9 protein-coding genes and 1 pseudogene are annotated in these 26,751 nt (G+C 62.5%); 7 read left to right on the top strand and 3 right to left on the bottom strand.

The features are described from left to right. The first annotated feature begins 10 nt into the window (after positions 1–10). The 5 genes and pseudogenes from JV18_RS0108640 (at position 11) to JV18_RS0108625 (ending at position 7,354) form a co-directional block, all read left to right on the top strand. Positions 11–1,300: a sugar MFS transporter gene (locus tag JV18_RS0108640; RefSeq protein ID WP_052072166.1), complete on the top strand. Its 1,290-nt coding sequence runs from the start codon at positions 11–13 to the stop codon at positions 1,298–1,300. An 80-nt stretch (positions 1,301–1,380) separates the two neighbouring features. Then, a pseudogene (locus JV18_RS15635) lies at positions 1,381–1,563 on the top strand (IS5/IS1182 family transposase); the annotation flags it as partial. A gap of 193 nt (positions 1,564–1,756) precedes the next feature. After that, positions 1,757–2,503, top strand: a complete 747-nt coding sequence (locus tag JV18_RS15630) for an ImuA family protein (protein ID WP_235303031.1) — start codon at positions 1,757–1,759, stop codon at positions 2,501–2,503. After that, entirely contained in the window at positions 2,403–4,001 is a 1,599-nt protein-coding gene (locus JV18_RS0108630) for a Y-family DNA polymerase (RefSeq protein WP_235303029.1), read from the top strand. Before JV18_RS15630 ends, JV18_RS0108630 begins: the two co-directional genes overlap by 101 nt. After that, on the top strand, positions 3,998–7,354 hold the full coding sequence (locus JV18_RS0108625; protein ID WP_235303027.1) for an error-prone DNA polymerase: 3,357 nt from the start codon (positions 3,998–4,000) through the stop codon (positions 7,352–7,354). The genes JV18_RS0108630 and JV18_RS0108625 overlap by 4 nt, the downstream gene beginning before the upstream one ends. A gap of 382 nt (positions 7,355–7,736) precedes the next feature. On the opposite strand, the gene JV18_RS0108620 is transcribed toward JV18_RS0108625, so the two are convergent. After that, entirely contained in the window at positions 7,737–8,702 is a 966-nt protein-coding gene (locus JV18_RS0108620) for a helix-turn-helix domain-containing protein (protein WP_033074183.1), read from the bottom strand. Between the two features lie 207 nt (positions 8,703–8,909). Between JV18_RS0108620 and JV18_RS15225 the strand changes: the two genes are divergently transcribed. After that, complete coding sequence (locus JV18_RS15225) at positions 8,910–23,393, top strand: autotransporter-associated beta strand repeat-containing protein (RefSeq protein ID WP_033074182.1); 14,484 nt, start codon at positions 8,910–8,912, stop codon at positions 23,391–23,393. Positions 23,394–23,458: 65 nt separating this feature from the next. Next, entirely contained in the window at positions 23,459–24,325 is an 867-nt protein-coding gene (locus tag JV18_RS0108610; protein ID WP_081944750.1) for a sulfotransferase family protein, read from the top strand. Positions 24,326–24,663: 338 nt separating this feature from the next. Here the strand turns inward: JV18_RS0108610 and JV18_RS0108605 are convergent, their stop codons facing one another. Beyond that, on the bottom strand, positions 24,664–25,887 hold the full coding sequence (locus JV18_RS0108605) for a GNAT family N-acetyltransferase (protein ID WP_081944749.1): 1,224 nt from the start codon (positions 25,885–25,887) through the stop codon (positions 24,664–24,666). Next, positions 25,821–26,657 (bottom strand): cupin-like domain-containing protein, encoded by an 837-nt coding sequence (locus JV18_RS0108600; protein WP_033074180.1) that lies wholly within the window; start codon positions 26,655–26,657, stop codon positions 25,821–25,823. The genes JV18_RS0108605 and JV18_RS0108600 overlap by 67 nt, the downstream gene beginning before the upstream one ends. Between the last annotated feature and the right edge of the window lie 94 nt (positions 26,658–26,751).

Below are 26,751 nucleotides of genomic sequence, written 5' to 3'. Positions count from 1 at the left end.
GGAGAATGAGATGGCCCATGCACCGCAGGATATGGCGGCCGGACCCGGGGAAAGCGAAAGCGCTGCATCGCATGTTGATGCGCCGGAGCTGCGCTGGTTTGTAATGGGTCTGTTCTTCATCTTCGGGGGGATTACGTCCTTGAATGATGTGATCATCCCGAAGCTGAAGGAGCTGTTCACGCTGAGCTATACGCAGGCGATGCTGGTGCAATTCTGCTTCTTCACCGCCTATCTGGTCATCGGCATTCCGGGGGCAAAGCTGGTCAAGAAGATCGGTTATATGCGCGGCGCGGTGGCGGGGCTGCTGACGATGATGGTCGGCTGCCTGCTCTTCATCCCTGCCTCGCAGCAGGCGGTCTATGGCCTGTTTCTCTTTGCCCTGTTCGTGCTCGCGAGCGGGGTGGTGATCGTGCAGGTCGTCGCCAATCCGCTCATCTCGCTGCTCGGCAAGCCCGAAACCGCACACAGCCGGCTGACCTTTGCCCAGGCGTTCAACTCGCTGGGCACCACCATCTTTCCGATTGCTGGATCGGTGCTGATCCTCGGCAGCCTGGCGACGATGAGCGCGGATCAATTGTCGGGCGCCGAACTTGATGCCTATCGCACCGCCGAAAGCCAGGCGATCGTCCATGGCTATCTGGGCATTGCGGCGGCGCTGGCCGTTGTGGCGGGGGCGGTCTGGCTGTTCCGCGGCCGGCTCAAGAATGAACGGCATGAGCCGAGCGCGGCGCTGGCGGGGCTCGACCTGCTCAAGCGCCCGCGCTTCGGCTTTGGCGCACTGTGCATCTTTCTCTATGTCGGGGCCGAGGTGTCGATCGGCTCGCTGATCGTCAATTATCTGATGCAGGGCCATGTCATGGCGCTTCCCGAGCAAGCCGCGGGCAAGCTGATCGGCCTTTACTGGGGCGGCGCCATGGTCGGCCGCTTCATCGGATCGGGCCTGATGCGCGTCATCAGCCCGGGCAAGCTGCTCGCCGCGGTCGCGCTGGGCGCCATCGCGCTGATCCTTGTCTCGATCAACACGACCGGAATGATCTCCGGCTACAGCCTGCTCGCGATCGGCCTGATGAACGCGATCATGTTCCCGACCATCTTCAGCCTCGCTTCCGAAAAGCTCGGCAGCCGCGCCGCCGACGGATCGGGCATCATCAATGTCGCCATCTTCGGCGGCGCCGTCATCCCGCTCGCCACCGGGGCGCTTGCCGACATCACCGGAAGCCTCGGCCTCGCCATGCTGCTCCCCGCCGCATGCTACGCCGTCATCGCCGCATTCGGATATTATGCCAGACGGGCGGCGTAACCCGACTTGATTGCCAATAATTCGGTGTGTTGGGTGTGAAGCTCGCGTGAGGAGCTTAACGAATGAGTAATTTGTTCTGAATGGCGGACGAGCAAATGGCTCGGCTTCTGCCCTGTTTGTCCAAGAGCCAGGGCCGCACGCACGTCGATGGTCGGCGAGTTTTGAGCAAAACCATCTTCGTCAACCGCAATGGATTGAGGTGGTCCGATGCGGCGAGGGCATGTAGCCCAGCAAATGATGCAAAGAGAATTTTTTCATCTTGGGTGCACCACGTCCCTGAAAATACATCATTAATACCCTGCCAGGGTCTCCAGAACTCGAGAAAAGCTCTGGTTCGGACCGGAATTTTAGCTCCCCGCAGACGGAATTGCCCAACTTGACACCTCCCTGCCATATGTCTGAAAAGAACATATGAGGAACATTTGGGCAGTCGAGTCGGTGAATGCTTTATGCGCTATGCAAGGGAAGTCTGTCTCGATCGAGGCGCAAGACGGCGCGTGTCATTCGACAGCTCTGGGCCATTCGACGCTCGACATCGCAATTGGCGGCGGGTTGGCGCGGGGGCGATTGCACGAATTATTCGCAGCAGAACGGGCCGACAGCAGCAGTGCGGCTGGCTTCACGGCGATGCTGGCCTGTCTCGTCAACCAGGGGCGCGCTCCTTTGTTCTGGCTGCGCGAGGATATGGCGGAGCGACAGGCCCGTCTTTATCCGCCCGGATTGGCGGAGATAGGAATCGATCCGGAACGCATTGTGTTGGTCGCTTTGCCCGATCCGGTAACGCTGCTACGCACGGCGGTCGACGTGGCTCGCTGCGCTTCGGTGGGCGTCGCGGTGATCGAAGTGTGGCGCAGCCCGCGCGCGCTCGACCTGACTGCAAGTCGGCGTTTGGCGCTGGCGGCAAAAGCGTCCGGCGTCACCATCTTGCTTCTCCGTGTCGAAGCGGAGCCCGGGCCCAGCGCGGCCCAGACACGTTGGAGCGTTCACGCCGCGCCTTCCACAGCATTGGAGGCTGGAGCGCCCGGTCGGCCTTCTTTCATCATCAAATTGTTGCGTCAGCGTGGCCGTCCGGATGGTGGCACTTGGCATCTGGAATGGGATCGTGACCGAAGCAGCTTCCGCGATACGACGCTATCTGGCTCTATGGTTTCCGTTTCTCTCGGCCGATCGCTGGCGCGTGGCGCACCGCTCCGAACCGGATGACGCGCCGTTCGCCTTCGTCGAAAAGCAGCGCGGCGCGATGCACGTCGTGGCGCTCGATTCGTATGCGCTGCGTCTGGGCCTGACCCCTGGTCTGACGTTGGCGGATGCGCGCGCGCGCGTTCCCGAGCTTGCCGTGATTGAGCAGGATAACCATGCCGACCATCTCTGGCTCGAGCGCATTGCCGATGGCTGCGACCGCTGGAGCCCAATGGTCGCCCTCGATCCGCCTGATGGGGTTACCCTCGATGTCACGGGATGCGCGCATCTTTGGGGGGGAGAGGCTGCGCTGGCGGCGGAGGTCGAACGGCGGATAGGCGCCGCCGGCATGACCCTGCGCCATGCCTTCGCCAAAACGGCTGAAGCCGCGCAGGCGTTGGCTCGCTTTCAGACGGCGCCGGCTGTCAACGAGCATCAAGCCATCCGCCGCCTTTCCATCGCGGCGTTGCGACTGGAGGAGGAAGACGAAATGGCGCTCCGCCGCGCCGGTCTCAAGACCGTCGGCGATCTTGCCGCGCGCCCCATGGCGCCGCTCGCGGCCCGCTTTGGCGCAGAGATGGTGACCAGACTCGATCGGCTTCTGGGTCATGCCAACAGCCGCATTTCCCCTCGCCGCGCCCCTCCAGCGTTGATGTTCGAACAGCGTTTTGCAGAACCGGTTGCCCGCACCGAAGATATATTGACGGCGCTGGACGGGCTTGTCCGCGAAGCCGCAAAAGTGCTGGAAGAAGGCGGGAAGGGCGGGCGGCATTTTGTCGGGCGCCTCTATCGCAGCGATGGCGCGGTGCGGGAGATTGCGGTTGAGACCGGGCTGCCCACGCGCGACCCAGCCGTCACGGCGCGCCTGTTTTGGGAACGGATCAATACGCTTGCCGATCCGATCGATCCCGGCTTCGGTTTCGATCTGGTCCGACTGACCGTGCCGACAGCCGAACCGTTGGGGCCGTCCCAGCTGGAGCTGGAAGGCGGCGGTCTGAGCGAAGAGGCGATGGCCGCGCTGATTGACCGGCTGGGCACGAGATTGGGGCGGCGGCGCATTCGGCGCTTTATCTGGCGCGATACGCATATTCCCGAACAGCAGATGCTGACCCTACCGGTCAGCGAGACCCGCGACCCCCTGCCTTGGCCGCGTCCGGCGGCGGGGGAAGTGCCTCTTCGCCCTTTGCATCTATTCGATCCCCCCCAACCGGTGGAGGTTCTGGCCGAAGTGCCCGACGGTCCGCCCCGCCGCTTTCGCTGGCGCCGCACGCTTCACGAGGTGAAACGCTTTGAAGGGCCGGAGCGCATTGCGGGGGAATGGTGGCGCGTCCCGGTCGAGCGCCTGCCCGACCCCGATCCCGACCCCGGCGCGCTCAACAATCCCCCCTCCCGCCCGCTGCTGACCCGTGATTATTTCCGGGTCGAGGATGCGCGCGGCCGGCGTTTCTGGCTGTTCCGCCATGGCCTGTATGAGCGCGAAACGCAGACGCCTGTCTGGTATATCCATGGGCTGTTCGCGTGACGAAAACCCTGTCTCCGCCCCCGTCTTTTTCCGAACTGGCGGCCGCCACCAACTATTCCTTTTTGCACGGCGCCTCCCATCCGGCCGACATGGTCGCAAGAGCGATTGCGCTGGGGTACAAGGGTATTGGCATCGCGGACCGCAACACGGTCGCTGGAGTGGTGCGGGCTTTTTCCGCGTGGAAGGCCGCACGGGCAAAGCTGGCCGAAACCGAACCGGCGGCTTTTGATTTCCAGTTGCTGGTCGGCGCGCGGCTGGTGTTTGCGGATGATACGCCCGACATCATCGCCTATCCCATGGACCGGGAGGGATGGGGACGGCTGACGCGGCTGCTGACGCTTGGCAATCGCCGCGCGGAAAAAGGGGGCTGTGCCCTCTATCTGGCCGACTTGGTCGAGCATGTCCAAGGCCTGCTGCTGATCGCCTTTGCCGATGAAAGCGCGGAGTTTTTGCTCCGCCGCCTGGCTGGTCGCGCGCCCTTGTGGATTGCCGCGACGATGCGGCGAAGGGGCGATGACCAGCGCCGTCTCGCCCGCCTGAAAGCCCTGTCGGCCCGCACGGGCATCCCCTTGCTCGCCACTTGCGACGCGCTATATGCGACCCCCGAACAGCGACCGCTGCACGATGTCATTCGCTGTATCGACGAAGGCATCACCCTGGCCGAGGCCGGAACGCGCCTGCTTCCCAATGCCGAACGCCATCTCAGATCACCGGGGGAAATGGCGCGCCTGTTCAAGGCCGCGCCCGAAGCTTTGACCGCATCCACCGACATAATGTCGCGGATCGGCTTCACGCTCGACCAATTACGCTATGAATATCCGCGCGAGCCGGTGCCCAAGGGATGGAAGCCCATGCCCTGGCTCAAGCACATCACACTTCAGGCCGCCGAAAAAGCCTATCCGGGCGGCATTCCCCGCCGGATTCGCAACCTGTTGCGCACCGAATTCCGGCTGATCCGCAAACGGCGCTATGCCTGCTATTTCCTCACCGTCTATGAGCTGGTGAAATTTGCGCGTTCGCTCGATCCGCCCATCCTGTGCCAGGGGCGGGGATCGGCGGCCAATTCGGCAGTATGCTATTTTCTGGGCATCACCTCGGTCGATCCGGCAAAGTTCAACCTGCTCTTCTCGCGCTTCGTGTCGGCAGAGCGCAATGAACCGCCCGATATCGACGTCGATTTCGAGCATGAGCGCCGCGAGGAAGTGATCCAGCATATTTATGAACGCTATGGCCGCAGCCGGGCGGGGATCGCCGCAACGGTTATTCACTACCGCCCCAAAAGCGCGGTGCGCGAAGTGGGCAAGGTGCTCGGCCTCTCTGAAGATATGACCGCGCGGCTGACCAGCACCGTCTGGGGAAGCTATGCGGGTGCGGTGGAAGCGCAGCGCATCGCCGACAGCGGTTTTGATCCCGATGCCCCCGAACTCGCGCGGTTGCGCTGGATCGTCGATCAATTGCTCAACGCGCCCCGCCACCTGTCCCAGCATGTCGGCGGATTTGTGCTGACCCAGGGGCGGCTCGATGAACTGGTGCCGATCCACAACGCCGCGATGGAGGATCGCACCTTCATCGAATGGGACAAGGATGACATTGACGCGCTCGGCCTGATGAAGGTCGATGTACTGGCGCTCGGCATGTTGAGCTGCATCCGCAAGGCGTTCGAGATGATGCGCGATCATGGCCTTGGCGACTTCACCCTTGCCAGCATCCCGCAGGACGCACCGCCAGTTTATGACATGCTTTGCGCGGGCGACAGCATCGGGGTGTTCCAGGTCGAAAGCCGCGCCCAGATCAACATGCTCCCGCGCCTCAAGCCACGCGAATTTTATGATCTCGCCGTGCAGGTGGCGATCGTCCGGCCAGGTCCGATCGAAGGCGATATGGTTCACCCCTATCTCAAGCGGCGCATGGGAAAAGAGAAAGTCGACTTTCCCTCTCCCGCGCCGCCGCATGATCCCGATGAGCTCCGCGGGGTGCTGGGGGACACTTATGGCGTGCCGCTGTTTCAGGAACAGGCGATGAAGCTTGCCATCATCGCCGCGGGCTTCACCCCCGATGAGGCGAACCAGCTCCGCCGCGCGATGGCGACCTTTCGCAATGTCGGCACCATCACCCATTTCGAAACCAAGATGGTCGAAGGCATGGTCGCGCGCGGCTATCAGCGCGATTTCGCACAGCGCTGCTATAACCAGATCAAGGGTTTCGGCAGCTATGGCTTTCCCGAAAGCCACGCTATTTCCTTCGCGCTGCTTGTCTATGTCTCGGCATGGCTCAAATGCACGCATCCGGCGGTTTTTGCCGCCGCCTTGCTCAATTCGCAGCCGATGGGCTTTTACGCCCCCGCACAAATCGTACGCGATGCGCGCGAACATGGCGTGACGGTGCATCCCATCGACATAAATTACAGCGATTGGGATAATCGGCTGGAAAGCGGCGCGGAAGATCAAGCTGTACATGACCGCTGGAAGTGGAATGTCGCCGCGCATCGAGGGGACAAGCAGCATGCGCTGCGTCTGGGTTTTCGCCAGATTGATGGATTCCGCGCGGATTGGGGGTATGCCATCGTGGCCGAACGGCGCACCGGCGGTCATTTCACCAATATCGAGGATTTGCAGCGACGGGTGCGCGTGCCGCAGGCCGAAAAGGGGCCGAGCGAAGTGCGAACCGCGCCGCTGCCGCGACGGGCGCTACACTTGCTGGCCGATGCCGACGCTTGCAGTTCGATCGGGCTTGGGCGGCGGACCGCCGCCTGGGAAGCAAGGCGCTTGCCCGCGGGCGGCGAGTTACCTCTCTTCGCTGCCGCGCGTGCGCGCGAACTGGCCGCCGAGCCCGATGCGTTGCTACCGGCGATGCCGCTGTCGGAAGAGGTGGCGGCGGATTATCAGACCACCCGTCTCTCGTTAAAGCAGCACCCCCTATATTTCCTGCGCCAAACGCTGCGCGCCGAAGGCATTCTCTCCAGCGCCGAACTTTTCGCCGTGCCTGATGGCGATGTGGCAAAGGTGGCAGGAGTCGTATTGGTCCGCCAACGGCCAGGCAAGGGTAACGCCGTCTTCGTCACATTGGAGGATGAGACGGGGATTGTGAATATTCTGCTCTGGGCCAGCCTGCTCGAACGCTATCGGCGCCCCCTGATGGCTTCACGCCTGATGGAAGTGCAGGGAGAGGTTCAAAAGAGCGAGGAGGGCGTCCTCCACCTGCTGGCTAAGCGCATCGTCGATCGCACCATCCTGCTCGATCGGTTGAACGAGAGAGTCATCGAGCCAACAGAGATTGCCTTTCATTCGGAAACACCCCGCGCACAGCATCCCCGCAACCTGCGCATTATCCCGAAGTCCCGCGACTTTCATTGACTTCAAGCGATGATCACCCAGTTCGCACCTTCATCATCTTGGGTACGCCATAGCCGAACAACAAAAGAGAGAAGTGCGGGCGTGGTTTTGGCTACGCCTGCTGCCGCAGTCCGTGCCAGCACGGATTTTGAGCCGCTCAATGCAACGGGCCAGCATGTGAAGAGCCTACCTTTTGGCCGATGCCGGGATCGGCTACGCTCCCGAAGCTATCTGGGCGTCATATTATGAGGCATCGGGTCGATCGACGGCATGAGGAACATGGTTAAGCGGGACCGCTCCTATTGGGGCTCTATGTGCCGCGCTTCGTGGGGCAGCGCTGAATTTAAAGGTCATGGCCAAACAACCGTGAAGAGTTTTTCCGGCGCCAGCCGGTGACGGCCTTTCAGGCTGCGATAATGGGTGCTTCCGCGGCATGCGGAAATTCATCGGCAATCAACCGCGTTCTCTCTAATGTCTGAGACGGCAATTCGCCGAACAGCGCGCGATATTGCTGCGAAAAGCGCCCGAGATGGACGAAATCCTGCGCCAGGGCGGCGCTTGTGATGCTCGCTCCCGATCTGCGCATCTGCCAAAGTTCGTTGCGCACATGGTTGAGACGGAGCCGCAGGAGCAAGTCGAGCGGACGGATACCCAGGGTCGATCGAACGGCATAGTGAAGCGCACGCGGCGTGACATCGAGATGACGGGCGATTTCGTTCACGCTTACGCGCTGTCCGAAACACCCTTCGACCTGCCGGATCATCCGCATGGTCAGCGCATAGCCTTCGACGGGCCGCGAAACGGCGTGCGCATCGCGCCTGCTCGTGCCGAGCGTTAACCCCTTGCCGAGTGCTCGCAGGAGGGAAACGCGAAGGTCAGAGGTATCCGCGGCTTTGGTCCCGCCGAACGCGGTGTCCGCGAGCCGCCGAAATATCCCGACCAGCTCGATTGGCAGCGGAATGCAGGAATCCTCGGGTCGAAGACGGGATAGAGGCAGGGTGACATTTTCAGCCGCGAGCATCTGGGTTTCGACCGCGATCCCGATGCCGTGCCATTTGCTGGCGAGGATGTTGCGATATTCGCGTCCGGAATCGAGGATGATCAGATGACCCGGATCCATCCTTCTTCCAAGGAAGATGGCAGGCGAAAGATTTATGACAAAGAATGTTAACCCCGCCTTGATGCGGGAATGATCGATAACGCTACAATTCACGCGATTTTCTGAAAAAACCATCCCGTGCAGGTCGACAGACCGAAAGCGGATATTGATGGCGCCAGGCTCAATTTGGACGGCCGGTGTATCGCGCCCGCGCAGATGGGCCCGAAAATGATTGATGTCCCTGAACTCGCGCAAATCTCCTTTCTTCATCGCCTGCTCTCCCGAGGCATGATCATGATTAACGCGACAGCTTCCGATAATGGATAGCGGATTTCTGGTAAGTGCCTACACTCCCTACCGGAATTCAGTTGCTTAACGCATATATATGAGGGGGGCCAGATGGGTTTACCGGCGATCACGCAGGAGGCTCTCCGCAACAAGCCGTCTCTAGCCCGGAAAAGAATAATCACCCGGCCTATGATGCGGGCAGGCGTCTGCCGCTGGGCGCTGCTGGCAATGGCTGCCGTGGGATCGCCGGCCTCGTCCTGGGGCCAGGAGACGGTCCGCTGGGATGTCAATGGCACTGCCATTGGCGAAGGAGGCACCGGCACATGGGACGAGACGGCACCCGCCTGGAGCCTCAGCGCCGATGGGGTGAGCGGACCATTCCGGCCCTGGAATAACGCGGCGCTTGACGACGCCATATTCGGCGGAAGCGCTGGTACAGTAACGGTGAATGCGCCGATAACCGTGCGCAATATCACTTTCCAGACCAACGGCTATATTATCACAGGCGGCACATTAAACCTGCGCGGAGCCAATCCCACGCTGACGGTGACGACGGGGGCTTCGACCATTGGATCGCGGGTCACCACCGATGGCGGTTGGACCAAAGCTGGTGGTGGCAATCTGGCCTTGAACGGCGCCAACACCTTTGGCGGCGGTATTGATATCACGGGTGGCGGGCTTACGCTGAATGCGGCCAACAGTTTCACCGGGACTATCAACGCCACGGGTGGCAGCCTCACCATCGGCGCGATCGGCGATGCTGCACTTGGCAGTTCCGGCAATGTGATCAATCTTGGTAATAGCCGCACATTGACGGCGAATGGCATGATTTCAGCAAGCCGTACGATCAATATCGACAGTGGCATCGGCAATATCCGGGGCGGAGGGCTGGGGGATGCGTTCTACACCGGCGCTGGCGGCTTAAATGTGGGGGCCGGTATCGCGCTGACCAACGACGCCAGCAACTATCAGGGGCAAACCCAGTTCACCACCTTGCCCGGCTGGGGCGGCATCTCCAATTCCTTCAGTTCGATCGGAAATCTGGGCGAGGCAAGCGCGCTTGGCGCTCCCACCACCGTGGCCAACGGCACCATCCTGTTAGGGCCAGGCTGCTGCCAGGCCTTGGGTAATTCGATACTCGGTTATACTGGCACAGGCCACAGTTCCAACCGCAACTGGAACTTCCGGCCCGGCAATTATTCGGGCGGGGTGTTCCTGCACAACAATGGCAGCGGGGCGCTGACGTTGACGGGGGATATTTCCGCCACGGGTGGCTCGCGTCCCTTTGGTTTCAGCGCAAATTCCGCAGACATGAATCTGCTGGGCGTGATCAGCAGCAATTCCGGCCGCACCGCTTTTTTCAGTGCGGGCAGCGGCCATACGCTCAGGCTGGGCACCGCCAATATATTTTCGGGCACGGCGAGCATCGGTGGCGCAGGTCTGGTCGAAGCAGCGCTGTTTTCCCATGTCGGCGTGGCCGGTTCGCTCGGCACGGGCGCCATTTCCATCAATGGCGGCAATCTCTCCTATGTCGGTGCAGGAGAATCGACCAACAAGAGTTTCGGTATCTCCAATGGTTCGCTCAACAGCAACGGTGCGGGAGCGCTGACGCTCAGTGGCCCGATGGGCATTACTAACACTGCCACTCTCGGTGGCAGTTTCACCGGCGCGGACAATGTAATCTCAGGCGTGATTTCGGGTACGGGCAATCTGCGCGGCGCCGGATCGGGAACCTGGTTGGTGACCGGCGACAACAGCTATACGGGCCAGACCATCGTTGACAGTGGCATTTTGCGCGCCGGATCGGCCACCGCTTTCGCCGGGTCGACCCGTTTTGACGTCAATGGCGGCACGTTGGACCTTAACGATTTCGACCAGACCCTGACCGCGCTGACCGGCACAGGCGGTACGCTCGATCTGGGCACCGCGCTGCTGAAAATCGATGGGCCGACAGGCACAAGCGCGAGCTTTGGGGGCAGCATTACGGGTAATGGCGGGCTCAGCAAAATGGGTAACAGTACCCAGACCCTGACCGGAGCCAGCAGCTACAGCGGCGACACAAGGGTCGGCGGGGGCACGCTGGCGCTTGACTTCAGCTCCACCGGCGGCCCGCTGAGCAATATCATCGGCAGTGACTCGACGCTCCGCATGGCTGGCGGCACCCTGAGGGTGACCGGCGCCGCGAACGAAAGCAACACGCAGACATTTGACGGTCTGGTGATCAGCGCTGGCAACAACATGATCAGCGCCGTGTCGGGAACGGGCGGCAGCATGACCATCAATCTTGGCGCCATCACCCGGACCGGTGGACTGATGAACTTCGTCTTGCCGAGCAGCGGCAACATCACCACTACCAACACGGCGCTCGGCGGCTGGGCCACCGTTAACGGCACCGATTACGCCAAGGTGGTCGGCGGCAACATCCAGGCCTTCACCGACGCCGACTATACCGACAAGGACAATGCCGCCAACTGGGTCCCCGATGAATATATAACCGATGTTGCGGGCTTCTTTGGCACGGTGACGGGCACAAAGCAGCTTGGCGGGCTGCGCTATACACAGGCGGTGTCCACCACCGTGACGGTCGATGCCGGCGAAACGCTGGGTGTCGATGGCACCATCATCGTCGCGCCGACCGTGATGGGCGGCAACCAGCAGATTACCGGTGGTATGATGACTGGCGCCTCTGGCGGCGTGCTGGGCATCCAGCAGAATAGCACGGGCAATTTCACAATCGGTTCGCAGATTGTCGACAATGGTCCGGGCATGGGCTTTACCAAGGCGGGCACCGGTCTCGTCACGCTTAGCAACACGGCCAACAGCTATACCGGCGCCACGCGCGTCGTTCATGGTACGCTGGCGGTGGCCAGCGTCCGCAATGGCGGCGCTGCGAGCAGCATAGGCGCCTCATCGGCGGCTTCGTCGAATCTGGTGCTGGAAGGCAGCACGCTGCGCTATACAGGTGGCGGCGACAGTAGCGACCGCGGCTTCGTCTTTGACAAGTCGGGAGCCATCCTGGGCAGTGGCATTGAAGTCACTAACGCGGCTGCCAATCTGACCTTGAGCGGCTTGGTCACCAGTCCGGGCGACGCCGCTTTTACCAAGAGCGGCCCTGGCACGTTGACGCTGGCCAATTCGGCCAATGACTTCACCGGAGTCATAACCGTCAACGGCGGGCTTTTGGGCGCGACCACGTTGGCCGATGGCGGGCAGGTGAGCAGTATCGGCGCGGGAAGCAACGCGCCGAGCAGCCTCATCCTCAATGGCGGCGGGCTGCAATATACGGGCGGCACGACCACCAGCAATCGCGGATTCACCCTTGGCGCCAGTGGCGGGATCGTCGATGTGACGTCGGCGGCCACTATTCTCACCAATAGTGGCGTCGTGGTAGGCGGTGGTCGATTGACCAAGAACGGCGCCGGCACATTGGTGCTGACAGGGGCCAATACTCATACGGGCGGCAACAGCATCAACAACGGCGTGCTGCGCGCGGGCGCGGCGAACGTATTCGGAGCATTGACCGGTTCGAGCACAAATCTGGCCGATGCGGCGGGTGCAGTGCTCGATCTCAATAACTTCGACAACCTCATCGGTCCGCTCAATGGCGGCGGGGCGATGGGTGGCAACGTCACGCTGGGCTCGGGCACGCTGCGCATCGCATCCGGAAATGGCGATTATTCCGGCGTCATCAGCGGGACCGGCGGCGTGTGGCGCACCAACGGCGGCAACCAGACCTTCAACGGCTGCAACAACAGCTACACCGGCGCTACAACATTGCAAGGCGCCGCGATCACTGTCGACTGCCTGGCGAACGGCGGGCAGGCCAGCGGCATCGGCGCCTCCAGCAGTGCGTCTGCCAATCTGGTGTTCATTAGCGGCAGCTTGAACTACACCGGCGGGACTATCAGCATTGATCGGGGGTTCAGCCTTACGGGCTATGGCGTCATCAATGTGACCAATGCCGCCAGCACGCTCGGGTTCAGCGGTCAGATCGTCGGCGGCGGCGAGTTGTACAAGGACGGCCCAGGCACGATGGTGCTGTCCGGCAACAACAGTTACACCAATAATACCCGCGTAAGAGGCGGCATCTTGCGCGCCGGTTCGGCTACGGCTTTCGGCGCCACCAATTCCTTCTGGCTGAACAATACCGCCGGAGTGTTGCTGGACCTGAATGATTTCAGCGCCACCGCACGATCCCTGATCGGTGGAGGAAGTCTGGGCGGAAACATCGCGTTGGGCACGGGTACGCTAACAATTGGGGATGGCGCCAGCCAGACCTACGCGGGCGCCATTAGCGGTAGCGGAAATTTGGTGAAGAGCGGCGGCGGCAACCAGAGGCTCGCGGGCTGCGACAGCAGCTATACTGGCGTTACTACCATCAATGCGGGAACGCTGACGGTTGATTGTCTGGCGAACGGTGGATTCAACAGCTCGATCGGCGCTTCGTCTTCCGGCCCGGCAAATCTGGTTATCAACGGCACGTTGAATTACGTCGGAGCAGGCAGCAGCACGAACCGCCAGTTTACCTTGGGGGCCAGTGGCGGAACGATCGATTCCTCCGGGACGGGCGCACTTGCGCTGACTTATGGGGGGGCGGTGACGCTTGCGAGTCCTGGGACAACGCGCACGCTGACCCTGACCGGCACGAATGTGGGCGAGAATATTTTCGCCGCGCGCCTGGACAATTCGGGGACGACCCGACTGGTCAAGGCAGGCGCGGGCACCTGGCGCCTGACCAATAGCGCGAGCACCTATACTGGCGCCACGACGATCAGCGGCGGCATCCTCATTGTCGACAAGCTCAGCGATGGCGGCGCGGCGAGCAGCATCGGTGCCTCGACCAATGTGGCCAGCAATCTGGTCATCGGCAACGGTTCGACCCTGCGCTATGTTGGCACCGGCGACAGTACGGACCGCCGGTTCACGCTCGATACCGGCGTGACTTATATCCAGTCGTCGGGAACGGGCGCGCTCATATTCGCGAACACCGGCACGGTCGGCCTTAACGGCACTAATGCAATGCGCACGATCGTACTCGGCGGAACCAATACCGGCTCAAACACCATGGGCGGGGCCATCGCCGACAACGGCACCGGCAGGACGACCTTGGCGAAGAATGACAGCGGCACCTGGGTACTGACCGGCAATAACAGCTTTACGGGCAACACCGTCATAAATGACGGCAACCTGATGGTGGGCAACGGCGGCACGACCGGTAATGCGGGTGCAGGCAATGTGATCGTTGATTCGGCGACATCGACTCTCTCGCTCAACCGCAGCGACACCTTCCTCTTCAGCGGCACGTTGAGCGGCCCCGGCACGCTGGCGCAGATCGGCACTGGCACCAGCATATTGACCTCGGCGCTCAACAATATCGGTGCGACCACGATCAGCGGCGGGACGCTTCAGATCGGAGACGGGACATCAGGTGCGCTGACGACCCCCACGCTCGCCATGACCGGCAATTCGGCGCTGGTCGTCAACGGCATGCTGCAGGGAACCGCTGGGGCGCAGACCGTTATCACCGGAGACGGCGGCAGCCAGGTCGTGAGGCTGGGCAATGGCGTTACCATGCGGGCGACTGGCAATCTGGGCGACGGCGCGGATCGCGTTGAACTGTTCGGCACCGTGAATACCGCTGGCGGCACATTGTCGCTGGGCGCGGGGGATGACACGCTGGCCCTGTATGACGGAGCGGGCATCAGCGCCGCATTTGTCGATGGCGGGGCGGGGTCGGATCTGCTGCAAGTGATCAACGCCGCCGCCCTGACGGTCGATGGTGCCAACGTGAACGGCTTCGAACGGCTAGAGAAACAGGCGGCGGGTACGCTGACGCTGACCGGCAACCATAGCTATAGCGGTGGAACGACGATCACGACGGGGACGCTGCGGATCGGCAATGGCGGCGGGTCCGGGGCGCTCGCGGGCGATGTCGCGAACAATGCCCTGCTGGAGTTCAACCGTTCGGGCACGCTTGCGGTTACGGGCGCGATATCGGGTACGGGTGCCGTGCGCCAGATCGGCAGCGGTACCACGATTCTTTCCGGCGTGAACAGCTATCAGGGTGGCACGAACGTCACTGCGGGGACGCTCCAGGTTTCGGGCGACGCCAATCTGGGCACGTCGAGCGGGGGACTGACGCTGACGGGCGGGCGGCTCAACACGACGGCCAGCTTCACGTCGAACCGAGCGGTGGAACTGGCAGGGGCTGGCAATATTTCGACCGACGCCGGGACAGTGCTGACGCTGGCAGGTGCGCTGTCGGGACCGGGCACGCTCACCAAGACCGGCGCGGGAACGCTGACGCTGACTGCGGACAATGGCTACACGGGGCTGACGACGATCAGCGCGGGGACGCTGCAGATCGGTTACGGTGGCACGGCGGGCAGCATAGCGGGCAATTTGCTCAACAATAGTGCGCTGTTGTTCAACCGCGCAGGTACGCTGACCATGGGCGGGATGATCATTGGCGGCGGATCGGTCACGCAATCAGGGCCCGGGACCACGATCCTGACCGGCAACAACAGCTATGCAGGCCCGACGATCGTCAATTCGGGCGTCTTGCTGGTGAATGGCGACCAGTCGGGCGCGACGAACCTTACCAGCGTCGCTTCGGGCGCGACATTGGGCGGTATCGGCACGATCGGCGGCAGTGTGATCATCGCCGACGGTGGCACGCTTGCGGCCGGATCGAACGGGGTCGGTGCGTTGACGATCAACGGCGGGCTTGCGCTTGGCAATGCCTCGCTGGTCGATTTCGAGTTCGGGCAGGCGAACGTGCCAGGCGGTCCGCTCAACGATCTGGTCAATGTGGGCGGGGATCTGGTGCTCGATGGCGTCGTCAATGTGACGCAGGCGCCGGGCGGCAGCTTTGGTCCCGGTGTGTACCGGATGTTCAACTATTCGGGTGCGCTGACGGACAATGGCCTTTCTGTCGGCACGATGCCGCCGGGCAGCGATGTTTTCGTTCAGACCGCGATTGGGGGGCAGGTTAACCTCGCGAACACCGCGGGGCTCATGCTCAACTTCTGGGACGGCACCGGTCAACCAAAGAACGACGGCGCAATCCAGGGCGGCGACGGAATATGGCGTGTCAGCGGCAATCAGATCGACTGGACCGACGTGAACGGGACGGTCAACGCCGACTATGCGCAGGACAGCTTTGCGATCTTTCAGGGGACGGGCGGCACCGTCACGGTCGATAATGTCGGCGGCAATGTTCTGTCAGCGGGCATGCAGTTCGCGGTCGACGGCTACACTATTGCAGGTGGTCCCCTCACGCTGACCGGCGTGGATGCGTGGGTGCGTATCGGCGACGGCAGTCCAGCCGATGGGGCTATCACCACCACGATCACCGCGCAGCTCGCGGGCTCGGCACGTCTGGTCAAGGATCTGGGCGGCACGCTCGTGCTGGCTGGTGCCAACAGCTACACAGGGGGCACCGCGATCAATGACGGCACATTGCGCATCTCCAGCGATACCAATCTGGGCGACGCAGCAGGGAGCCTCTCCTTCAACGGCGGTACGCTCAACACCACGGCGAACATTGTTTCGGCCCGGGCTGTCGACCTTGCGGGTGCTGGCAGGTTTCTGACCGATGGCGGCACGACGCTCACGCTGGCGGGCGTTGTGTCAGGCGCGGGCGCACTGACCAAGGAAGGCGGGGGTTCGCTCATTCTCACCAACGCCAATACCTATGGCGGTGGTACCACGATTGGGGCGGGCTCGCTCCATCTCGGTGCTGGGGGAACTGCTGGAAGCCTTGTCGGGGATGTATTTAACAATGGCCAGCTGGCGTTCAACCGCTCGGATAGCCTGATTTTTGCGGGCGCGATCACCGGCGACGGCATGGTTAGCCAAATTGGCCCCGGGAAGACGATCCTGACAGGTAACGGAAGCTATAGGGGCGGCACCACGATCACCGCCGGGGAGCTTCTACTGGGGAACGGCGGGACTACGGGTGGCATCACTGGTGACGTGCTCAACAACGCCGCGTTCGGTTTCAATCGGTCGGATGCGGTAACCTTCTCTGGTATGATTTCCGGGACGGGAACGTTCGCCCAGATCGGTTCGGGTACGACCATCCTCACCGGCGCCAACAGCTACACTGGTGCCAGCACTGTGAGTGCGGGGACATTGCTGGTCAACGGTGACCAGAGCGCGGCGACCGGCGTGACCAGCGTCGCCCTGGGTGCAACGCTGGGCGGCGTCGGCACGATCGGCGGCGACGTTGCGATTGCTGACCGGGGGATTCTCGCCCCGGGCGGTGCTGACGGTCCAGGCACGCTCGCGATCAACGGCCATCTCGCATTGGCGGGAGGTTCCACCCTCAATTACGACTTTGGTCAGGCCAATGTCATCGGGGGTGCGTTCAACGATCTCGTCAATGTCGGCGGCGACCTGTTGCTGGACGGCACGCTCAACGTGGTCACAAGCGCCGGCGGCAGCTTTGATCCGGGAATTTACCGGGTCATCAACTATGCTGGCGCCTTGACCAATAACGGCCTGATGATCGGTGCCATCCCCGCTGGGACCGACTTTTTTGTGCAGACCTCGGTGCCCAATCAGGTGAATCTGATCAACACCAATGGCCTGGCGCTGCGCTTCTGGGACGGCGCGAGCGGTGGCCGCAACGACGCTATTATCACCGGCGGCGACGGTGTGTGGCAGAACATATCGGGCAACGATAACTGGACGCTGGACGATGCGTCGATCAACGCTCCGTTCCTCGACAGCGCTTTCGCGATTTTCGGCGGTATCGGCGGGACCGTTACGGTCGACGGGGGCCTCGGTGCGATTAACGTCGCGGGCATGCAGTTTGCGAGCGAAGGCTATGCTATCGAAGGCGATCCGATCAACCTGACCGGCGCACCGGTTTCAGTGATCCGTGTCGGCGATGGTTCAGCGTCCGGCGCCGCGATCACCGCCACGATTGCCTCTGACCTTCTGGGTGCGAGCCAGCTCGTCAAGACCGATATGGGCACGCTGGTGCTGACCGGAACCAATGGCTACACCGGCGGCACCGCGATGAACGGCGGAACGCTGCGTATCGCGAGCGACGTCAACCTTGGTGCGGCGGGGTCTGGGCTCAGCTTCAACGGCGGCACACTCCACACCACGGCAGACGTCACGTCCAGTCGGGCGGTGGATCTGATCGGGGCCGGCACCCTGGCAACCGAAACCGGGACCTTTCTGACGCTTTCCGGGGTGATCTCCGGCGTTGGCGGCGTCACCAAGGTCGGAACCGGAAATCTCGTGCTGACCGGCACGAACAGCTATGCGGGCGACACCATCGTGACAGCGGGCAGCCTGTTCGTGAACGGCGACCAATCGGCGGCAACGGGGCTGGTGAGCATTGCGTCCGGTGCCCTGCTCGGTGGATCGGGCATCATTGGCGGGAATGTTATGCTGGCCGATGGCGCCACGCTGGCGGCTGGCGCCGGGAATGTCGGCACGCTCTCGGTGGGCGGCAACCTTATGCTTTCCGCCGGGTCGGTACTTGATTTCGAGTTCGGCGCGGCGAATGTCGCGGGCGGGTCACTCAACGATCTCGTCAATGTCGGCGGCGACCTGACCCTCGCCGGGACGGTGAATGTTTCGGTGCCCGCCACCGGCAGCTTCGGCCCCGGCATCTACCGTGCGTTCAACTATGGCGGCACGTTGACCGACAATGGCCTGACGCTTGGCACGATGCCGGCGGGCAGCATGGTGTCGGTGCAGACCGCGATCGGGGGACAAGTCAATCTGGTCAATACCGCTGGGCTGAACCTGAGCTTTTGGGATGGCAATGCCGGCCCAAAGAATAATGGCGCTGTCAACGGGGGCGACGGCGTATGGCGGATCGTCGGCGGTTCGAACAATTGGACCGACCTCAACGGGTCGGTCAACGCCGACTATGCGCAGGGCAGCTTCGCGATTTTTTCGGCCGCGCCGGGGACAGTGACGATCGACGATGCTGGAGGCATGGTCCAGGCGTCGGGAATGCAGTTCGCCAGCGACGGATATATCCTGACCGGAGATGCGCTGACGCTGACTGGCGCGCGAGCGATCGTCCAGGTCGGCGACAGCAGCGCGGCAGGGGCAGGCTTTAGCGCAAGCATCACCGCCGAGCTGGCGGGCACAGCGGGTCTGGTCAAGACGGACGCCGGTACGCTCATATTGACGGGCGCGAACAGCTTCAGCGGAGGCACCGCGGTGACCGGCGGGACGTTGCGGGTTTCGAACGATGCCAATCTCGGTGATGCGGCAGGCGGCTTGCTTCTTGATGGCGGCACGCTGAACACGACCGCCGATATGGGGTCGAACCGTGCGGTCGATTTGGCGGGTGCCGGCAGCTTCCTTACCGAAGGGGGCACGGTGCTGACGTTGAATGGCACAATCACCGGTGGCGGATTGCTGACCAAGGACGGCGCAGGTTCGCTGGTGCTGGCGGCCGATAATGCATATACTGGCGGGACCAGCATTGCGGCTGGCAGGCTGCAACTAGGCAATGGCGGCACGACCGGCCGCATCGTGGGCAATGTCGCAAACGACGGCCTTCTGGCGTTCAATCGCTCTGACCGCGTCGTCTTTGCAGGTGCGATTACCGGCAATGGCGCGCTCAGCCAGATCGGCAGCGGTACGACGATCCTCGCCGCCGACAACCGTTACGGCGGCGGCACGACGATCGGGGCAGGCACGCTCCAGATAGGCAATGGCGGCACGACCGGCAGCATCACCGGTAACGTCCTCAATAACGCCGCATTGGCCTTCGACCGCTCAGACGGCGTAACCTTTGCGGGTCTGATCTCGGGCAATGGCACGCTGACCCAGACAGGCGGCGGCATCCTGACTCTCACCGGCGCCAACAGCTATGTTGGCGTAACGCGCGTTGCTGCGGGGACGCTGCTGGTCAATGGCGACCAGAGCGCCGCCAGCGGCGCGACGAATGTTGCGGCTGGCGCGACCCTGGGCGGCACGGGGATCATCGGCGGGAACGTCAGCTTGGCGGATGGCGCCGCATTGATGCCCGGCGCTGGCGGGGCAGGTGCGCTTACCATCAACGGCGACCTGTCTCTCGCGGCGGGGGCGTCGCTGGGGTATGACTTTGGCCTCGCAAACGCGCCGGGCAGTCCGCTTAACGACGTGGTAAATGTGGTGGGCGACCTTGTGCTCGACGGCACAATCGACGTCACAGTAACCCCGGGAGGCTCTTTTGACATCGGCCTCTATCGCGTGATCAACTATGGCGGGACACTTACCGACAACGGCCTTGCGATCGGCACCATGCCGGCGGGTTCTGATGTTTTTGTCCAAGCGGCGGTCGCGAACCAGATCAACCTGATCAATACTGGCGGCGTGACCCTCAATTTCTGGGATGGCGCTGCTGGGCCCAAATTCAACGGCGCCGTCAATGGCGGCCACGGCGTATGGCAGAGCGGCACCGGCAATGATAACTGGGCGGACGCGACCGGCGCGGTCAACGCGTCATTCGACGATGGCGCCTTCGCCATCTTTACCGGCGCGCCCGGCTCGGTCACAATCGACAATAGTCTGGGCGCGGTCACCGTTTCGGGAATGCAATTCGCGGTCGATGGCTACAGCCTCATCGGTGGTGACCTTACTCTGACGGGGGCGCAATCGGTGGTCCGCGTCGGCGACGGCACGGCGGCGGGCGCAGGCTATACCACAACCATCGCCAGTGCGATCATGGGCGGCAGCCAACTGGTCAAGACGGATGCCGGCACGCTCATTCTGGTGGGCTCCAACAGCTATAGTGGCGGTACCGCGATCAACGGCGGGACGCTGCAAATTTCAAGCGACGCCAATCTTGGCGACGCCGCAGGCGGGCTGGTTTTTGGCGGTGGCACGCTCAATACAACCGCCAGCTTCAACGCGGTCCGCGCAGTTGATTTGGCCGGTATCGGGACGATTTCCACCGATGGCGGAACGACCCTGGGTCTCAGCGGCACAATTTCGGGCGGCGGCAGCCTGACCAAGAGCGGCGCAGGGACGCTGGTGCTGGGCGGCGTCGGCAGCTACAGCGGCGGCACAGCGGTCACGGCGGGCACTTTGCTCGTCAACGGCAATTATGCCGGGGTTAGCAGCCTCACCAGCGTCGCTTCGGGCGCGAGCCTGGGCGGCACCGGCACGCTCGGCGGCGACGTAACGCTGGCGGACGGCGCCATGCTGGCGCCGGGCGCGGGCGGCGCGGGCACATTAAACATTGGCGGCAATTTGTCGCTTGGGGGCGGCACGCGACTTGCCTGGGAGCTCGGCGAGGCCGGTGTCGTTGGCGGATCCCTGAATGATTTGGTGAATGTTGGCGGCAATCTGATCCTCGACGGGACGCTCGATGTGACCGTGCCAACCGGCGGCGCCTTCGACGTCGGCGTCTATCGTCTGTTCAATTATGGCGGGACACTCACCAACAACGGGCTAGGCCTCGGCATCATGCCGGCCGGAAGCGATGTTGCTGTGCAGACATCCGTCGCCGGCCAGGTCAACCTTGTCAACGCAGCGGGCCTCACGCTCAATTTCTGGGACGGCGGGGCGGGGCCAAAGAATGACGGCATCGTCAACGGCGGCGATGGCATCTGGCAGGCGAGCGGCGGCAATGATAATTGGACGGACGCCAATGGCAATCCCAACGCCGCTTACTCGGATGCCGCCTTCGCGGTGTTTGGCGGCACCGGCGGTATTGTAACGGTCGACAACGGCGTGGGACAAGTGGCGGCATCGGGGATGCAGTTCGCAAGTGACGGCTATATGATCACCGGCGGCAACATCCTGCTTGCGGCGCCGAACTCGATCATCCGCGTCGGCGACGGCAGTGCCAGCGGTGCGGGCATCACCGCGACGATCGCGGCGGTTCTGTCGGGCGATGCACAGCTCGTGAAGAGCGACGCCGGAACGCTTATCCTCTCCGGCGTCAACAGCTATACCGGTGGCACTGCGATCACCGGCGGCACGGTGCAGATTGCAGCCGACGCGGGCCTTGGTGCGGCGACGGGCAATGTGACGCTTGACGGTGGAACGCTTGCGACCAGCGCCAGCCTGGCCAGTACACGGGACATCCTGATGGCGGGCGCGGGGACAATCGCCACCGCCGCCGATACCGTTTTCACCTATGGCGGTGCTTTTTCCGGTACTGGCGCGCTGACCAAGTCGGGCGCGGGAACTTTGCTCGTCACCGGTGACAATGCGGGCTTCACGGGCGCGACCAATGTGGCGGCGGGTACGCTTGCGGTTACGGGGGTTCTTGGCGGCGCGGTGAGCGTCAACAGGGACGGTCGCCTGGAGGGAACCGGCACGGTCGGCGACCTTGCCAACAGCGGGGTGGTGGCGCCGGGCCGCGAAGGATTCGGGACCCTGACCGTCACGGGCAGCTATACCGGCGCGGGCGGCACGCTGGAAATCGAAGCCGCCCTCGGGGGCGATGCCTCGCTGACCGACCGCCTTGTCGTTGCAAATGGCACATCGGGAACCACCGCGATCAACCTCGTCAATCGCGGCGGCCTCGGCGCGCAGACTATGGAGGGCATCAAGATCATCGACGTCACCGGCGGACTCTCCGCGGGCATTTTTACGCTCAATGGCGACTATGACTTTGAAGGCAGTCCGGCGGTGATCGCCGGCGCGTACGGCTACCGGTTGTTTCAGGGCGGGGTTTCCGCACCCGACGACGGTGACTGGTATCTGCGCTCAGCTTTGCTCGACCCCATCGGGCCCCTTGGTCCGCTCTACCAGCCCGGCGTACCGCTTTATGAAAGCTATGCGGCCACGCTCCAGACACTCAACCGCCTGCCTACCCTGCAGCAACGCGTGGGCAACCGCCAATGGTCGGGCTTTACGCAAGGCGGGGTCGGCATGTGGGGGCGCATCGAAAGCACCCGTCATCGTCCCGATGCGGCCTTCTCGACCAGCCGCGCGGATCTCGACGTTGACAATTGGTCGCTCCAGGCAGGGTTCGACAAGGCACTGGTCGACAATGCCGAGGATATCATCATCGCAGGGATCAACGGGCGGTATGGCACAGCCGATGCCAGCATAGGCTCGCGCTTTGGCGATGGCTCGATCGACACCCAGGGCTACGGCCTTGGTGCGACGCTGACCTGGTATGAGAGTACCGGCTTCTATGCTGACGCGCAGGCGCAGGTCAGCTGGTATCGCAGCGACCTCGCATCGGATGTGCTCGGCACGCTCATCGACAATAATCATGGATCGGGCGAGACGTTCAGCCTCGAGGTTGGCAAGCGTTCGCCCGTAGGCGGCGGTCTCAGTGTTACACCGCAGATCCAGATGATCTATTCGCATGTACGGTTCGGCTCCTTCACAGACCCCAGCGAGGCGTACGTCTCCTCCGACATGAGCGGCAGCCTCCAGACCCGCTGGGGCATCGCGCTCGATCATCAGCGCATCTGGGACGGCAGCGACGGCGCCCGTCGCAGCCATCTCTACGGCATCGTCAACCTCCGGTACGAATGGCTCGATGGCAGCATCGTCGGCGTTTCCGGCACACCGCTTGCGCGCCGCGACGAACGCCTGTGGGGCGAGGTCGGCATAGGCGGCAGCTATAGCTGGAGCGACGACCGCTTCACCCTGTTCACGGAGCTTTCGCTCGACACCGCGATCGACGATTTCGGCGACAGCAACAGTCTCAGGGGCGATACCGGATTTCGGATGAAGTTCTGACCACGAAATGCTCCCCTGCAGAACCAAGCCTTACCGCAGGGGTATATGAATGCCGAGAGTATCCAATGAAGTCTGCGCACGCTATCACCGGATCTGGCGATTGGAAAAAGGGAGAAGCCGTGCGGCCGATATATTTCATCTCTGGCCTGCCCAGGTCGGGATCGACCTTGCTGGCCGCATTGTTGCGGCAGAACCCGCGATTCCACGCGCATATGAGCAGCCCGCTGGCGGGCATGGTCGATGCCATGCTGGGGGAGATGAGCGATCGCAATGAATTGTCCGTCTTCATTAGCGATGAACAGCGCCGGCGCGTATTGCGAGGCCTTTTTGAAGGTTATTATGGCCAGGATTTCGCAGGCGACGTCATTTTTGACACAAACCGCACATGGTGCGCCAAGCTGCCTGTGCTGAGCGAGCTTTATCCGGACTTCAAGATCATTGCCTGCGTGCGCCATCTGTCCTGGATCATCGACAGCTTGGAACGGGCGATGCAAAGAAACGCCTTGCGCCCATCTTTCATGTCCAATTTCCAAACCGGCAGCACTGTCTATCACCGGGCGGATGGATTCACCATGGGCGATGGGCTGGTGGGTTACTCCTACAATGCGCTGAAAAATGCTTTTTTTGGCGAGTATGCAGGTCATTTGATGCTGCTTCAGTATGAAACATTGGCGCGCGATCCCGCCAAGGCGATGGCGGCGGTTTATGATTTCATCGGAGAAGCGCCATTCCAGCATGATTTCAACAATGTGCATCTCGATACCGAAGCGTTCGATGCGCACACGGGGATGCCGGGACTGCATGCAGTCGGCCGCAAAGTAGCTGCGCAAGAGCGCAAGACGATATTGCCGCCGGATATTTTCCGTCGATTCGAGAACGAAGCGTTCTGGCTTAATAAACAAGCCAATATCCATGGCGTCCCTGTGGTCTGAAGGACCCCGGATTGCGCTCCACGGGCGCGTAGCATATCACGCGTTGGCCACCACGATCGAATTCACTGAACCGTAAGGCTTTTCAGCCAAGCGACACGCAGCGGAAAGCGGGTTCTGTCGTGCTGTTCTGGAAGACAGAGTCAGGGGTCGTTGAGGAATCGAGCGCAGCAGAGCGTAAAGCTGCCCTTTTCTCTCTGCTGCGCTTGGGAAACGAGAATATCCCAGTTCTTATCTCATCATCTTGGTCGCATCATAGCTGAACAACGCTCGGCATTGCGCCGGGTTCTTTGATCGCTCGCACCCTTACAGCCGCTAGAACAAATGAATGAAACCCGATTCTAGATCCGGCGCCAAGGGGCCGTGATGTTTGCATAAAATGTACGGGCATTCATCAGGGTTTCGAAGGCAAGGCGGCGTGGCGTCGAGCCGAGGGCGATGGCGGCGTCGAAGATCATGCGGCGGTGGGGCCAGAGTTTGTGGTAGCTGGTCGTTCCTTCCGGCGCGCAGGTGTCAAAATAAAGATGAGCGCGCCGGGCAATGTGGGCTGCAATTTCCTGCATCAATTGCTGACCGGGAGCATAGCGGCGATAGGCTTCGTCAAAGGCCATTTTGAAGCCATAGCCATGGGTGCGGGTTTCGAACCAGCTGGTCATGGCAATGTCTTTTCCCCCCGCGCGCAGCGAGGCGAGGCGGAGGCTGCCATTGCCCTGTCCATGCTGCATAACATTGCGGAAAAGCGCCTCGGTCGCCTGGTCGCAGCCGAGCGCGCTGCCCCGCCGCCCTTTCCACCCCGATTTTTCGAGCGGCAGAAACTGGTCGACCCATTGTTCGATGTTCTGACCGTCCGCGATGATATCGATACATATCTTGCCATGGTCGCGCTCCAGCTTGCGGCGCAGGCCGCGCAAGCGGCTGGCGGTCTTGCGGTCGCCCGGCGCGCCTTCCGGGGCATCGGGGCGGCGCGCCGGCCGTTCGTGGCGCTGCGTCATGCGAACCGGCCGGCCTGTCGCCGCACAATGGGCAAAGAGCGCCGCGCTGGCGGAATCGTCGAAAGCGAGCTGGCGCAGGAAAAGCAGAATCTCGCCCTCGCTGTGGCTATCAAGATGGGCGAAAAGCTGACGCCAGAAAAATTCGCCATGATCGGGCAGGAGCAGGGGCGTGCCCAGAAACTGGTTGGTTGACAGCCAGCTTGTCCAGATCCGCACCGGCCAGCGCCCGAAAGATTTTTCGCGGAACAGGGGCAGGGCGCCGATCCAGCGGCCATGCCGGTCCTGAACAACCGCCAGATGAACATCCTCTTCGCGGGGCGCATGGGTCAGTGCGGCGTCCATGAACCAATGCTGCGCGAAGATATTTCCCTCGTCCGCCGCACGCGACAATTGCGCCCACCGCGCGCGATCCTCCTCGCCAAGCTGTCCCGGCGGGATCAGCCGCACCTGACAGGGGCCGATCACGGGGGCAGAATGGGTGAGGAACAGGGTGGACGGCGCGTGCATCATGCCAGCCCGGCCCGGCGCGCGACGCGTCCGCACCAGGCGCGCCAGCGGGGACGGGCGGGCCATGCGGGCGCCCGGTCCATCCCTGCGCCAATGCGGCGTAGTAGCGGGTTGGCGAGCATCGCGTCGGCAGCGATATGGCTCCAGTCGCATTGCCATGTCATCGACAGCGAGATCGAAGGGGTGGATCCCGCCTTCACCCAGTGGGGTGAGGCATAGGGAACGAACAATGCGTCGCCCGCAGTCAGGGAATGAACGCGCGCATCGCCGAGATAATCCTCCTGCCAGGGCAGCATATTGTCACCCGCTGCAAAATAGGCCTCATGCCGGTCGAGCGGCAGCCACGGCGGGGCGGGAGGGTAGGTGGCGAATTGCTTGTCGCCGCGCACCTGGAACAGGATATTATGCTCGCAGTCGAAGTGAAAGGGCGTGAGCGTTCCCGGCGCGGAGATGAAGACAAAGCCCTTTATATTGCGCGCTGTGCCAGTGGCGGGCGAGATGGCGGGCGCAATGACCGCGATAAGCTCCTCCAGCAACTTGCGGTAGGCCGGGAGCTGCTCGACGCAGCGCAGCATGATCCAATTGCCATCTACCTGCATTGTTTCGAGGAGCGTTGCGGCATCTTGCCCGCTGGCGCTGTCATGCGCGAAATCGCCGCCATTGACGGCATCAGCGACGCGGCGTTCGACATGGCTTTGCGGCAAGGCGCGCGCCGCCTCCGCCAGCGCCGGATAGTCCAGTAGCGGATGGCCTTCCAGCGAATGATGCAGCAGTGCGGGAGCCGCGGGATAGGCGTGCGACAGGCTCTGGAGACTGGAATCGGCGATGAGCGGCATGGTCCTTGCAATCATCCCAACGAAAGGAGGTTGCAAATCCCGATACCGCTCAAATTTGAAAAAGCCGTTAAGTGTCCGCCGCGCTCATCCTATT

The sequence above is a fragment of the Sphingopyxis sp. MWB1 genome (assembly GCF_000763945.1).
Classification (GTDB): domain Bacteria; phylum Pseudomonadota; class Alphaproteobacteria; order Sphingomonadales; family Sphingomonadaceae; genus Sphingopyxis.
This window is presented reverse-complemented; position numbering and strand designations above follow the sequence as displayed.